Annotated in this window: 11 protein-coding genes; 6 read left to right on the top strand and 5 right to left on the bottom strand. The window is 67.1% G+C overall.

Annotated elements, in window-relative coordinates; all coding sequences use genetic code 11:
• Positions 1 to 7: 7 nt before the first annotated feature.
• Positions 8 to 397 (top strand): guanyl-specific ribonuclease, encoded by a 390-nt coding sequence (locus CW359_RS12870; RefSeq protein ID WP_105970030.1) that lies wholly within the window; start codon positions 8 to 10, stop codon positions 395 to 397.
• Positions 398 to 465: 68 nt separating this feature from the next.
• On the opposite strand, the gene CW359_RS12865 is transcribed toward CW359_RS12870, so the two are convergent.
• From CW359_RS12865 to CW359_RS47090, 5 genes are all read right to left on the bottom strand, one after another.
• Positions 466 to 666 carry a hypothetical protein gene (locus CW359_RS12865; RefSeq protein WP_105970185.1) on the bottom strand — a complete coding sequence of 67 codons (201 nt, stop codon included), beginning with the start codon at positions 664 to 666 and terminating at the stop codon, positions 466 to 468.
• Between the two features lie 240 nt (positions 667 to 906).
• On the bottom strand, positions 907 to 2,862 hold the full coding sequence (locus CW359_RS12860; RefSeq protein ID WP_105970029.1) for a DUF3732 domain-containing protein: 1,956 nt from the start codon (positions 2,860 to 2,862) through the stop codon (positions 907 to 909).
• A gap of 43 nt (positions 2,863 to 2,905) precedes the next feature.
• Entirely contained in the window at positions 2,906 to 3,388 is a 483-nt protein-coding gene (locus CW359_RS12855; protein WP_232838371.1) for a three component ABC system middle component, read from the bottom strand.
• Positions 3,389 to 3,390: 2 nt separating this feature from the next.
• Complete coding sequence (locus CW359_RS12850; protein WP_198655197.1) at positions 3,391 to 4,623, bottom strand: ABC-three component system protein; 1,233 nt, start codon at positions 4,621 to 4,623, stop codon at positions 3,391 to 3,393.
• A 260-nt stretch (positions 4,624 to 4,883) separates the two neighbouring features.
• A complete protein-coding gene (locus tag CW359_RS47090) occupies positions 4,884 to 5,102 on the bottom strand; it encodes a helix-turn-helix domain-containing protein (RefSeq protein WP_269805590.1) in 219 nt (72 codons plus the stop codon).
• Positions 5,103 to 5,404: 302 nt separating this feature from the next.
• On the opposite strand from CW359_RS47090, the gene CW359_RS12840 reads away from it, so the two are divergent.
• From CW359_RS12840 to CW359_RS12820, 5 genes are all read left to right on the top strand, one after another.
• The gene (locus tag CW359_RS12840) at positions 5,405 to 6,673 is read left to right on the top strand and encodes a tyrosine-type recombinase/integrase (protein ID WP_232838370.1); all 1,269 of its coding nucleotides are present in this window, start codon (positions 5,405 to 5,407) and stop codon (positions 6,671 to 6,673) included.
• 357 nt (positions 6,674 to 7,030) lie between these two features.
• Positions 7,031 to 7,417: an effector-associated constant component EACC1 gene (locus tag CW359_RS12835; RefSeq protein WP_232838369.1), complete on the top strand. Its 387-nt coding sequence runs from the start codon at positions 7,031 to 7,033 to the stop codon at positions 7,415 to 7,417.
• A gap of 6 nt (positions 7,418 to 7,423) precedes the next feature.
• Positions 7,424 to 11,299, top strand: coding sequence for a caspase, EACC1-associated type (locus CW359_RS12830; RefSeq protein ID WP_105970024.1), 3,876 nt, complete (start codon positions 7,424 to 7,426; stop codon positions 11,297 to 11,299).
• 139 nt (positions 11,300 to 11,438) lie between these two features.
• Positions 11,439 to 12,836: a hypothetical protein gene (locus CW359_RS12825; RefSeq protein WP_232838368.1), complete on the top strand. Its 1,398-nt coding sequence runs from the start codon at positions 11,439 to 11,441 to the stop codon at positions 12,834 to 12,836.
• 407 nt (positions 12,837 to 13,243) lie between these two features.
• Positions 13,244 to 13,639 carry a transposase gene (locus CW359_RS12820; RefSeq protein WP_232838367.1) on the top strand — a complete coding sequence of 132 codons (396 nt, stop codon included), beginning with the start codon at positions 13,244 to 13,246 and terminating at the stop codon, positions 13,637 to 13,639.
• Positions 13,640 to 13,801: the final 162 nt, after the last annotated feature.

Genomic DNA, 13,801 nt, shown 5'->3' with positions numbered 1-13,801 from the left:
TGAGGGCATGAGATTCCCCCCACGAATCACTCGCATCGGCGCCGCAGCCGCCGTCCTGTCCGCTCTCCTCGTCGGCGGAACCGTCGCCACGGCTTCCCCCGCAGCCGCCGCGGTCGGCAGCATCTGCTACGGCGCCCTGCCCTCCCAGGCGTACGACACGCTGGAGCTGATCGAGGCCGGCGGTCCGTACCCGTACTCGCAGGACGGCAGCGTCTTCCAAAACCGGGAAGGCGTCCTGCCCAGCCAGTCCTCTGGCTACTATCACGAGTACACGGTCAAGACCCCTGGTTCCTCCACCCGCGGTGCGCGCCGCATCGTCACAGGTAAGAAGACCCAGGAGGACTACTACACGGCCGACCACTACGTGACCTTCAAACTGATCAACTACGGCTGCTGAAGCCGGTCGGCGCGGTCCCTCGTAGTGGACCGAGGAACGGTGAGACCAGCCGGAGGTCCGGTCCGCGTTCAGCCGGACCTCCGGCTCTCCGCGGCGGCGAACAGCGCGATCGCCAGAACGACCAGGGCGACACTCGCGTAGAGCTCGTAGCCGTCGAGGAAGCCGATCCGCTGCACGAGTCCCCAATGCACGTCGGTGAACTCGTGCACCAGGCCGGCGACGCCCTGCACCAGGGCGAGGAATCCGAGTAGTTCCAGCAGTTGCTTGATGTGCATACGCTCGCCCCGCGGACCCCCCACAGACATCGGCCGCGGGGCGAGGCATGTCCGACGGAAGTCCGCGCTCCCCTTACCCTGGGCACGAGTTGAGGTGCGTTCCGGCATGCCCTGCGATCGCAACGGTTTCGGCAACTCGTCGCGAACCTGGTGCCCTCTGCGAGACAGACCAGCCGTCGGTTTGTGCCTCAGCAACACCAGGCACTAACCGTCGGTGGTCGATGAGCAGCAAGATCACTCAAGCCAGTTGACAGGAATAAGCGCCCTGCGTTGGCCGTCCTGGGGGCGCCAGTTTTCGACGATGGCGTCCTGGAACCATTTCTCGGGCAGGTTGGCGTGGTCGCACACGATGATCTGCAGGCCCCCGCCGGCTTCCTCAGCGACGTCATGTAGCAGCTTGAAGTAGCTGGTGACGGCCGCCCAGTCGGCGTCTTCCACGATGGTGGCGTCGCGGATCTTCTCGGGGAAGAACGCCTGGGTGGGCTGATCTAGCATCAGGAAACGCGGCACGGGCCTCCGCTCGCGTAGGAAGTATGTGTGCAGGGCCAGGTGGGCGACGAGGTGGTAGCCGATCCAGTTCTTCGCGCTGCCGATGCGGGTCAGGGGCAGCCGGCCCCCAGGGCGGCGAACGACGACGTTGAGCTGAGAGAGGCTGATGCGGACCTCGTCGGCTGTTGCGGCTTGTCCGAGGCTCAGTCGCTGTGCCCAGGGCGTCATGAGTGCGGCGACATCGGTGAGCCGGCGTTCCGTCTCGGCGGTGACATCGTCCTCGTCGACCATTTGTTGCAGGGCCTCGACACGTTCCTGGGCGAGCATGAGGTCGTTGCGGAGTCGGCGTACGTCGTCTTCGGTGAGGTCGCTGGCGGCGGCGCGTTCCTGCGCGATGCGTCCCTGGACGAAGGCGACTCGCACCTCCTGGTCTTGGAGGTTCCTCATCCGCTCGTCGCTGGAGTTGAGTTCTTTCAGTTGGGCGCCGTTGAGGCGAAGGCGCTCGGCCACAGCGTCGCGGTCGTTCTCCAGGCTGCGGCGGTGTTCTTCGCGTACGGGCTGCAGGGTCTCGGCGTGGGTGAGTTCGTCGGCCAGATGCCGAGTCAGGGCGGTGATGTCCCCTGCGGATGGGTCGGGCTCGTCCAGCGGGCGGGCGCACATAGGGCAGACGTCGGCGTGCTGGTCTTCGTCTTCGGGGCCGAGCAGGTCAAGGGTTTTGAGCCGGTCGAGCTGTAGGTGGAGTTCGCCGGTGAAGGCGTGGCCTTGTTGGTGCCAGCGGTCGACCATGGCCAAGGCATCGTTGAGCTGCTGCCAGCGCTCGCGTAGCTCCCGGCGCTCCTGGTTGAGTGCCTGGCGTCGGTCTTGCAGGTCGGTGGCTCCGCCGGCGGTGACGGGTGTGACGGTCAGGGCCCGGTCCAGCAGTGCTCGGGTCTGCTGCGGGGCCAGGGCCGGCGGGAGGTCTTGGAGGAGTCCTTCGCGTTCCGCCAGGCGCAGCAGCGCTGTCTGGCGGGCGTCGACACCGTCCCTGCGGCGGAGGGCATCGTCGAACTTGCGTTGGGCGCCGCGCTGTTCGCGCAGCGCCTCGCCGAGCTGGTGGCGGCGCAGGGCCTGTTCGGGGCCGGCGGCGCCCAGGAAGTACGGCAGTGTGTCCTTGATTGCCTGACCGATGCCGTTCTCACTCTGGCGATGGAAGAGGGCACTCTGGTTGGCGATCTCGTTCTGCTTCTGGAAGCACAGCAGAGCTGCCTGGGCGATGGAGACGTCGAAGGGGTAGCGGGCCGCGCCCGTGGGCGGCTGGAAACGGAAGTCCTCGATACCCAGACGGGCGCTGAGCTGACTGCGCAGCGCGGTGACATCGGCGTCTGGCCGCAGTTCATCGCCGCGGGGCAGCTCAAGGCTCTCGTCCCCAAAACGGATCATCGCCTTGGTGGTGGAGTCCCCGACGGGACGCGGCCGGGCGAGAACCATCCGGGTCGTACCGAAGGTAACCAGGACGGCGTACCAGCCGACGGTCTGGTCGATGGGCTCGTCGGGGAAATTGGGCTTCTTGCGACCCAGGCAGTACTCGACGATGTCGAGGACTTCGGACTTTCCGGTCTCGGATTCGCCCGTGAGGATGTTCAGCGCCCCGGGGTGGAAACGGATGACCCGGGGATCGGGCCTGCCGTCTCGGTGGTAGAGGGCCAGGGCGAGTAGCTGCATGGCGGGTCTGTAGCTCCTTTGCGGGACGAGGAGAAATGAAACGTTAGGGTCGGACGCCGAGGAGGGTGAACGCGGTCGCGGGCTCCGTCGCCGCGAGCCACCGTCCGACCAGGGCCGCGCGGCGCGCGCAGTCGGCGACTTCGCTGCCGTGGTCTGCGGTGGCAGGGCGGGGGGCTCGGGGACAGCGCAGGCCCTGACCGGCTATCTCCACGGCCCGGTGGCGCATGCCGGTGCGTAGGCTGGCTCGGGTGTAGTCGGTCAGCGCGGCAGCTCGGTCGGCGAAGGCGGCCTGGTGGCGGGGGTGTTCGGTCAGCCAGGCGGCCATGGTGCGGCTGGCTTTGACCGGCAGATCCGCGCGGGTGTCCGCGGGCAGGACCAACGGCAGGACGAGGAAGGCACTGGTCCACGGCAGCGGATTGCGGGCGGCGGTCTTGGTGGCCGCGTTGATGCTGCAGGCCAGCAGATAGGCGCCGAAGGCGGGATTGAGCAGGGCTTCGGCCTCCGGGAGACGCCTGGTGGAAGCCACGGTCAGTTCTCCTGCTCGTTGACGCGGTTCTGGCACAGGGATGAGAAGTCGGGGTGCCAGCCCGGGCCTTCGTCCGAGTCGGCGCGGTCGGCGAGGCTGTGCATGGTGCCTCGGCCCACCCAGCCGACGGTGTTGCTGCCCAGGCGCGCGGGCTCGTCGGCCACCTTGTCCATCGTCTTCCTCAGCACGTCCTTGCCGACGGCGTGCTTGTCGGACTCGTCGCTGTCGTCATCAAGGTCGTCGGTGAGGTCGACGAAGATGTGGTCCCACTCGTCCCACAGCCGTTGCTCGTAGTCCGCCAACCCGTCTTCGGTGATCTTGAAGGTGCGCAGCCACTCGGAGCGCTGGGCCCGCGCGTGGTGGTAGTCGCGCAGGTAGGTGGCGATGCCGCGATCTTTGAGGCCGATCCACCGCATCTGCGCGACCACCAGATCGTCGTTGTACGCGGCGATCTCCGCGGTGGTCAGCCGGCGCAGTTCCTCGGTGATGGGCAGGTTCTCCCCGGCGAACTGGTCGGTCACCTCGTCGAGGCGGCACAACAGCTCCTGGGCCGACACCGACGCCCGACGCCGCGCAGGGTCCTTGCGCTCCAACAGCTGTACGGCCACGCGATACCACCACCCCTTGATCTGGTCGAGGACCGCGTCGTGCTGATTGGCCCGGATCCCCATCGCTTTGGCAAGACTAGGGTCGAGGTCTGACATCACCGGGGAGCCGTCACTGATCACGAGGGCGTCTACGAACCGGTAACGCTGCGAGGGCGGCAGGTCCAAGAACATCTTGCGTTCGTCGGCCGTGGTCTTCGGAGCGTCCGCGGCCGCCACTTCTTCCATGCGGGCCAGCGCCGCTGGCACGTCCCGCTGGTCTCCGCGGCGCAACAGGCAGTAGAAGGTGCCCTCGGCGGCTACCTGCGTGGTCACCAGCCGCAGCAGCGGCATCGACTCGGCTCCGGGATTGCCGAGGGTGTTCAGCGCGTCGATCCACGAGGCGACCGAGCGCCAGAAGTCCTTGCCCGTTTCGCTGAGCTGGCCGGCCTCACCACGGTGCTTGGACTGCAACAGCTCCGCGGGAGTGCCGCTGCCGTGGAGGAACTCGATGTCGTCGAGCACCTCCATGCGCACTTCAGCCGCGGGGTCGTCCCAGCTGCGTTCGGCCAATTCCAACAGCGCCAACTCGCACTGATAGAGGTACCCGATCATCTGGCCGGCCGCCGAATGCGATCCTGCTTGTGCCACGTTCCCCACTAGTTGATCGAGTACTGCGCCCTTGCCGAACCCCCTGTCCGAGCAAGTCCCGAGCCCAGACCAAGGACTTGGTGACGGACCGTCCGGAACGGCAAGCGATACCTGGCGTCGTTACAGCGCCTACCGATTATCACCTTTGCCTGGTTGCTGGCAATGGATCGCTCATCGTTCCATGTGTCCGGGCGAGGCCTGCTTCCGCCGCTACAGGTAACGCATCTCGCTCGTGGACGGTTCCACAGCGCAGGAGCCGTTCAGCGCCGGGTCTCCGCCTCACCGGTCGCCGGGGAGACGTCTTCGAACAGTCGGGCGGGCGCTACGTTCAGCCCGGAGGCGATGCTCAGGATGGTCAACACACCTGGATTCCGCCGCCCGTGTTCGATGTAAATCAGTCCGCGAAAGCTCAATCCGCTGCGTTCGGCGAGCTCCTCCAGGCTGTAGCCGCGCTCTTCTCTGAGACGCCGGATTTGCATTCCGAGGGACACAAGTCGCGGATCCGGCAGCGATTGACTTTTGGGCACACGGTGACTCGACCGTCACACCATCAGGGCGCACCATGAACAGCTGTGCATAACTACTGGGTGTAGCGGAAAGCATCGTTCTGGCCGCACCCCGACCGACACCACTCACACCAGTTACACGAGATGCGATCCGTCGCAGAAGCCGTCACCGAGATGAGCCTCCGGCATCCTCTCGAACCGGGGCAGCAGACCCTTACGGGGGCTCGGCGACTGGCACACGATGCAGCTAGCAGTTCCGATCCACGGGCGGAGACTTGAGCAAGCCAACCGAGCCGTTCGATCGCTGGCACAAGAGATATCCCAAACCAGAACGCGGCGACGAGCCGTGCCGATGCGGCACCAGGAAACGCCCCCTCTATCCGTCCGCGGATCACGGCCGGGGCCGGCAATGGCAGGCGCGCTACACCGACATCAACGGAAGAGAACGAAGAGCCTGCCTGGCCACCTGGCAGGAAGCACGCGAGCACCTGGACACGGCACTCGCAGACCTCCACAACCAGAAGTCACCAAATCCCGCTGACCTTCTAGGCGTTGCGCACTATGCGGCTCAGTTGATTGAAAGGAGGCGCAGGCGGCAGAAGAATTCCAATACCACCGCCGCCTACGAAGGACATCTCCGCAATCATGTCCTGCCGTTCGTCGGAAACCGTCGGGCCAGCACCCTGCGCCGCCGGGACTCCATGACCTTCGTCGACTATCTGCTCGACAAGCCCGGCATCAAATCGCCCGCCACGGTCGTCCAGATCTTCAAGACCTGGCGCATTCTCCTGCACTACATGGCCGACGAGGATGTCTCGCTTCCGTCCAACATCGTCGCGCGGATCGAACTCCCGGAAGTCCCGCCACGCGTCAAGGTTGCCCTGTCTCCTGCACACGTCGCGGCAGTCGCCGCGGCAATGCGGCAGGTGGCGCCCCGCTACGAGGTCCTGGTCTGGCTCGGAGCCTGCGCCGGCCTGCGGCTGGGCGAAGCCCTCGGGATGAGACGAGGGCTGGTGGTCTGGGAAGCCGGCCTGCTGCGCATCGTCGAGCAGCGCCAGCGCGGCAAGGCCGTACGCCTGAAGACCAAAGCCAGCTATGCCACCTTGCCCGTGGATCGTTTCCTCATCGAGCGGCTGACCCAGCACACGAGACGTTTCTCCGGGCCAGAGCCCGCGTTGCCCCACTCCGGACGCGCCGGCCAGGAGCGCGACTCCGTGGAGCCGGTGGGCGAGGACCTGATCGTCACCAACCGGTCCGGCCACCCCGTCCTTCCCAGCGATTTCCGTCAGAAATGGCGAAAGGCCGTGAGACTAGCCGGACTTCCGGAACGAACTCGCTTCCATGATCTCAAGCACTTCTACACCACCACGCTCGGCGGCTCCGGCAAGCACGATCCGAAGACCGTGCAGGCGCTCTCCCGGCATGCCGAGTTCTCCGAGACCTGGGACACCTACGCCCACCCGCCATTGGCCGTCGAGGAGGTCACGGTAACGGTGTTCGGTACGGCGTTCTCCGCCATCGAGAACACGGATTGGGCTGCTTGAGGGCTCGCCCGGGCTCCCGCGTGCGAACACGAGTCGTAGCCGGCTTCCCAACGTGAGTACAGCGAAGAGCCGTCCAAGGGGCTCCCCCGGACGGCCCGTAGCCGGGCTCATACGCGCGATCCAGCGGTCCGACCCGGCCGCACGGCGGGAAAAACTCGCCTCCCCGCCTCCTCCGACCGGCTGACGCCGTCTGCGGGAGCGAAGTAGCTTTCGCGTCAACTATCGGCAGATTCCGGAAGTGCACGTTTCTTCGTCCCGCTGCTCCGGTAGCTTCCCCAAGCACCTGAGTCGACAGCTGACAGCGCAGGGGGACGCGTGAGCAACGACAGCAAAGGCCGACCGCACTTATTGATCTCTGTGATCGACGACGATCCGTTGAGGGCGCGCAGCGATGCCCGCGAACTGCTGGCCCAGGTGGCGGAGGCCGACCCGACGGCCTCGTTGCGCTTGCCCTCGGCAGGTCCCGCGGTGAGCACCGACAAGGGCGGCGACGTCGTGGGGGTCGTGGGTCTGGTGCTGAGTGCCGGATCGCTGGCGGCGGCCTGCGTTCAGGTATGGCTGGCCAAGGTGCCTCAGCGCACCATCGTCGCGACCCGCCCCGACGGAGCCACCCTGCGCATCACCGGCCGGCAGGCCCGGGAGGACGCCGAGCGCCTGGAACAGTTCCTGGCCGACGACTCCCTCCCCGCGAACGGGGACACCTCCCACGGCGAGGGCCTCGGCGACACCTCGACGGCCGGCTGACCGACGGTGCGTAACAACGACCGATACGCCCTGCTGATCGGCGTCTCCACGTACGACCACGCCGACTACCACGACCTTCCGGCGGTCCGTGCCGATCTGCACTACATGCAGGCAGTCCTGCAGAACACGGAGATCGGCCAGTACAACGACTGCAAGATGGTGCCTGAACCGACGCGTGCCGAGATGCTGCACGCCATCGAGTCGTTCCTCGAAGAGCGGCAGCAGAGCGAGAGCGCGCTGCTGTACTTCAGCGGGCACGGGGAGTTCTGCGAAGCAGACAACCAGCTGTACTTCCTCACCCGCGACAGCGACCCGACCGATCTTCCCCGCACCGCGGTGTCCGCGGAGTTCCTGGAACGGTCCCTGCAGTCCTGTCGCGCCGCGACCAAGATCGTGCTGCTCGACTGCTGCGCCAGCGGTTCGGTCGTCCAGGGCTGGCGCGCCAAGGGCAAAGACGATTCGCCACCAGACGAGGCTGAACGCAGCACGCTGCTGCGTCCCACCGGCGTCTACTTCATCACCGCCTCGGACGCGCTGCAGGCCGCCTCCGCCATGGCGCCCGACGGATCGACGCTCGGCACCTCCCGCTTCACCGGCGAAATCGTCGAAGGGTTGCGCAACGGGCGGATCAAGGACAGCGGGTGGATCTCGCCGGAGGACCTCTTCGAGTACCTGACCACGCAGATGGTGCGCAAGGGGGTACCGCAGGAGCAGCGCCCCACCAAGTCCACCATCCGCGCCACCCACACCCTGTACTTCGCCCGGTCCGTGGCGCGCCCGGTCAGCCTCCCCGCCATGCCCGATCAGCCGCCTGGGCCGTCGGATGCTCTGCTGAAGGCTCGCGCGCGGGCCGCTGCTGACAGCGAGAACGCCAACGACTGGCAGCGGCTTCTGCGCTACTACGCGCAGTGCCTGAGCGCTCAAGCCGCGGCGAGCATGCTGCCCGACCGGCGGAGCGGGCGGAACTCGCAGTACTTCCTCGTGGATGACGGGCCCGAGACCATTCAGTCGGGCCTGGGCTCGGTGCTGCCGGCGCCCAAGGGGCTGCCCGGCGCGCATGCATCAGGCACCGGCGCGGGGAAGGCCGGATCAGGGCAGGCCGCCAATCAGCACGAGTACTGGTACGGGTATCCCGCCGTCACCCTCCCGTCCCGTGGCGGGGGCGGCCGGCGCACGGACGTGGGCATCGCACCGCTGCTCATTCAGCAGATGGAGCTGGCCCCGGACGAGAGCGGGCGAGCCGTACTCCGTCCCAGCGGGGTGCCGTCCCTGCACACCAAGGTGGTGACCGAGCTTCTCTCCGAGGACGAGGCCGCCCAGCTGCTCGCCCGCTGGCAGCCGACGTGGCAGCACGGCAACGACGCCCAGATGATCAGAGCCGTACGGGAGTTGCTCGGCGCGCTGGGACTACCCGAGCTCGAACCGCTCGACACCTCTGCGCTGCGTGCCGACTCGGTGAACGAGGCCCTGCGCCCCGGAGCACACAACGCCGCGGTGATCTTGGCCCCGTCGAGCGTGGAACGGTTCGCCACCGACGGACTCGTGGAGAACCTGCTGGCCATCTCCACGCGTACGGACGAGATCCCCGGTACGGCTCTGGATGCTCTGCTGAACGCTGCCGCCCCCACGCCAGGAACCGATCCGGTACTCGTGGTGGCGGCCGGGCCGTCCAACGAGAGCCAGGAGCAGGTAGTCGTCTCGGCGATGACGCAGCCCCTGACCGTGGCCACCGGCCCGCCCGGCACGGGAAAGAGCGAGGTCGTCACCTCGGTGGTGGCCACGTGCGTCGCGGCCGGCGAGTCGGTTCTGGTGGCGTCGACCAACAACGAGGCAGTGGACGTCGTCGCCCAGCGGTGCGACGAGATCGCCCCTGGTCTGCTGATGCGTACCGGCAACGTCGACGCCCTGGTCAAGGAAGCCGAGAAGCTGGAACGGCTACTGTCGGATCCGCCTGCCCAGCCCGGCCGTAGCTCCGCCACCGTGGCGGGTGAGCTGCGCAACCTCCGCTCGCGCACGGCTGTGCTGTATAACCAGGCCGGACGGCAGGTCGAGGGTGAGGTGCAGCTGGCCCAGGTGCTGGGGCAGCGTGCGGAGTCGGCCGAGAAGGTCGGGCTTTCGGTGGCGCTCCTGCCACGACTCTGGGAGTCCGGCGGCCCTGCGGATCTTGCCCGCTGGGAAGCGCGGGCCCGCGGGGCGGCAACGGCCAGAAGCTGGTGGGGACGCTGGCGGCGCACGCGTGCGATGAAGGCGTTCATCGCAGCCGTCGGCCCCGAGGCGGTCCCGGAACTGCCTGCATGGGCCGGGGAACGGCCCGTCGCCTCGGACCTCCTCAACGACCTGGCGGACGTGACCGACTTGGAACGCCAGGTGCGTGAACTCACGCCGTCTCAACTCGCCCACGACGAGCAGACTGTGCACCAGGCTCGAACAGCCTGCGCCACCACACGGACCGAACTGTCCGCTGAACTGTGCAAGGCAATCTCAGCGGAGGCACTCGGCCGTGGCCGATCGCTGCTGGACCAGCGCCTCCAGACATTGCGTCAGCGCAAGGGGACCCAGCGAAGCCAGCTGAACCTGCTGCGTCACCTGAAGGGCTGGGCGATCACCACGCACGCGGTGCGCCAGCTGAAGCCGGACGCCAAGCTCTTCGACCTGGTCGTCATCGACGAGGCCAGCCAGTGCTCCATCGCCGCGGTGCTGCCCCTGCTGTTCCGCGCCCGCCGGGCCTTGATCATCGGTGATCCGATGCAGCTGACTCACATCCCCGGTATCTCCCCGGAACAGGAACGCCAGGCCCGCGTCAAAGCGGGGCTGAGTGCGGCCTGGCTGGAAGACCGACGACTCGCCTACCACGTCCACTCCTCCTATCACGCCGCCGCGCAGAACGGCGAGGACGCGCTGCTGCTCGACGAGCACTACCGCTGCCACCCGGAAATCGCAGACATCGTCAACGGCCACTGCTACTCCGGCGCGCTGGAGATCATGACCGACGTGCGCCGGCAGGTAACCGCGGTCGATCTCATGGACACCGGGGAGGTAGCCCCTGTACTGGCCTGGGCGAATGTGCCCTCCGGCGAGTCGGCACGCGGCCCAAGAGGAAAGTCCTGGCGTAACCCGTCCGAGGCTGCCGCTGTCGCCGACATCGTGCGGGCGCTGCTTCGCCGCCTGCCCGAGAGCGCGACCGTGGGCGTGGTGACACCGTTCCGTGCGCAGAAGGACGCCCTGGAGAGCATGATCGGCAACGACCGGGTACGGGTGGGAACGGTGCACGCCTTCCAGGGCGGTCAGCGCGATGTGATGATCCTCAGTCCGGTGGCCACCACCAACACCCCGCCACGAACAGCCCACTGGGTGTCGAGCCAGGTCAACCTTTGGAACGTCGCGATCACCCGCGCCAAATCCCAGTTGATCACGGTGGGTAATCACATCTACTGGCAGCAGGAGACAGGGCTCCCGCATCTGCTGTCCTCACGCTCGCTCCTGTGGGACCAAACACAACGCACCGGGGTGCAGCCAACTCCCGTACCAGAGCCTCACCTTCGGCAGGACCGTCGCCGCAGGGATCTCACCGACACCGTCCAGCAGTTCCTCGCCGCACGCGGTGTTGTCGAGCTGGAACGCGACACCCTGATCGGCGGACAACGGATCGACCTGCTGTTCACCGCGTCCGAAGGCAACACCGCAGTAGTCGTCGACACCGGCCCCGGGCCGGACCGCGACCCAGCACGACACCTCCGTCTGGTACACGAACGAGCCGGTCTGCTCGTCGGGTTGCCCTCTGGCGGTCGCGGTGCAAAAGCCGGCCCTGTCGAGCGAGTTGTCCGTATTCCCGCCTGGCGCATCCTCGCCGGCTCGAACGCACTGGCGCCGCTGTTCGACTGAGTGACCGATCGGCCGTCGGTGGTCGACCGGGACATCCGAGGTGGGGAGGGCAGTCGTGGCAAGCACTCCGAAGACTGAAGAGGTCCTGAACAGTCTCAGGCAGCAGGTGTCCGTGTCGGTGCACTCGACGCGGGAGCTCGTGGGCAAGGTGGACGAGGCTGCAGCCGACAAGGAACGGGAGCGTCGTGAGACGTTCGAGAAACGGCAGGAGGAGGGCAAGACCAAGACGGGTGAGACCTACGAGCCGCTGCGGCGCAAGCCAGGGCTGCGTCCGCTCCCCGGCACGGAGGTCGGCTTGTCCGTGACGTTGACGTTCTGGGACGTCCTGCATCACCTGGGCCGCGGGTTGGCGCTGTCCCAGCGCGGTGCCTCGCGCGGGCTGGCCGAGCACTGGGGCAGTCTCAAGTACTGCCAGGCGCTCAGCGCCCATACCGAGACCCAGCTCGGCCTGTCGCAGGAGGGCAACCTGCTCGGCCTGTCCGACGAGGGTAAGCGAATCGCCATGTACTACAAGGCGCTGCAGTCGGAGGAGTTGGGACACGCATTCGCACTGGCCGTCAGCGAACAGATCCTCACCCGCCGCTATCCGGACCACAGCATCTCGTTCGTCCGTGCCGACACCGCCCTACGGGCCGGCTGGACGCTGACCAGTCGCGATAAGGCCAAGACAAAGACCGTCGGCTACCCCTACCGTCCGCAGTTCTTCGCCGAGGTCTGGAAGCCGGGCGAGTCCTCGCGCGTCTTCCCCATCGCCTGCAAAGGCAACCACAGCGACCGGCAGAAGGCTTACGAACAGCTCGCCTCCGCAGCCGTCCACGCCGACGGAGTACACGTCGGAGCCTGGAACGAAACCCCGGCCTTGCTGTTCAGCACGGAGATCGCCCTGACCGACCCGCTCACTGTCCACGTCCTGCATGCCGACGGCCCCGGCGGCTGGCTGCACATCCCCGACGGCACCCCCGCCGCTGACATTGGCCTGGACCTAAGCGGCAAGAACCCGGACATCGGCATCCTCAAACCAGGACAAGGCAAGGACCCCGACTCATCCGAGCCCGGATGCCAAGTTGGCCCCAAAGACCCCAAGGACTACGAGTGGTTCCAGCGTGTCCTGGCCCGCGTCGGAGCCGCCGGTCTGACGGCCTTCGCCGGGGACGGCGAATCCACCGCCGCGCTCCTCACCCCCCGCCAGGGCAGCGACTTCTTCCAGGGCTTCGCCCACGCCGCCTCCGGCAGCGTCCAGGACCTGGGCTATACCCTGCTGGGCGAGAAGTTCGAGGGCACGGATCATGTCTTTCGGCTCAACGGCAACCGAGTACAGGCATTCTCCGGCGTCGCCGCCGACATCCTCGATTCCCTCGTCACCAGGGAAAAACCCAAGCGGCACGCCGACGTCGCGGCCTACCGGCAACGCGTACATGCATGGAGGAGCAAACGGCACGGGACCTTCTGGGACCGCGAGTGGGGCGGAGTGGTCTCGATCAGCCGCGACGGCACCGTGTTGGCCATGCGTCAGATCCCGCTGTTCCAAGACGAATAGTCTGCATGCTCGACAATCTGTTGTGAGGCCGGTGGCTCCAGCACGTGGAAACCGATCCGTCTGGCGGAGGGGGTCGTCCCTACGGTGACTCGGCAACAGTAGCGCGCAATTCTGGCCACCCCCCATGGCCAGCAAACGTTCCCTCTGCCTCAAGGCCGTAACACCGATCTTCTTCAATGCCGGGGACGGGAGCCGAGAGACTCGCCCGCCAGGCCGCCGACGCGGGGGCTCGCATGCGGAGGGCGCACGGAAGCACACGTTGGCAGGCAGCTTCACTCCGAGCGCCGTCAAGGCTGCGTACTGTCGGCGGCGGCTGAATCACCCGTCGCCGACACTTGCGTGACTCCCTCAGCCGGCGTCCTGGCAAGCGCTCTCTACTGAGCGTCACTCCTGCATCAGACGCTGGAATGGCCCGGCGCGCGCCAACAGCTCGTCCGGCTCTTCCCGGCGCCCGCCAGGCCGTTCAGCTCAAGCGGCGCCGCCTACACCGTAAGAACGGCAAGGTCCGCATCAAGACCGTCTACGCGGTCACCAGCCTGAGCGCCGAGCAGGCCACCCCCGCCCAACTCGCGAACACGATCCGCTCACACTGGCAGATCGAGGCCCTGCCCCACGTGCGGGACACGACCTTCGCCGAGGATGCCTCGCAGCTTCGCACCGGCAACGCGCCCCGCACCATGGCAACCTGGCGCAACCTCGCCATCGGTGCCTTCCGCCTCACCGGCACCCAGAACGTCGCCGCCGCGCTCCGGGCCAAGTCCCGCGACCCGAAACGCCCTCTCGCCCTCCTCGGCCTTACATGATCACGAACCCGGGCATCAAGCGACTACGCCGAAACCCTGCCTTCCGACTGGATTTCCGCCCTACGTGCCGAATGCATTCCCCGTTGCTCCACCATCGTGATCCATGCAGAACTCGAACGATCCGTGCATGCCACACCAGGGAACTCGGTCTTGTCCAGTGCC

The sequence above is a fragment of the Streptomyces geranii genome (assembly GCF_002954775.1).
Classification (GTDB): domain Bacteria; phylum Actinomycetota; class Actinomycetes; order Streptomycetales; family Streptomycetaceae; genus Streptomyces; species Streptomyces geranii.
Note: the sequence above shows the minus strand (reverse complement) of the source record. Positions and strands in the feature narration are given on the sequence as shown.

Bases quoted from the DNA above. Each gene is read 5' to 3' on its own strand.
- CW359_RS12870 (WP_105970030.1), top strand. From the start codon at position 8: ATGAGATTCCCCCCACGAATCACTCGCATCGGCGCCGCAGCCGCCGTC.
- CW359_RS12860 (WP_105970029.1), bottom strand. From the start codon at position 2,862: ATGCAGCTACTCGCCCTGGCCCTCTACCACCGAGACGGCAGGCCCGAT.
- CW359_RS47090 (WP_269805590.1), bottom strand. From the start codon at position 5,102: ATGCAAATCCGGCGTCTCAGAGAAGAGCGCGGCTACAGCCTGGAGGAG.
- CW359_RS12820 (WP_232838367.1), top strand. From the start codon at position 13,244: ATGGCCCGGCGCGCGCCAACAGCTCGTCCGGCTCTTCCCGGCGCCCGC.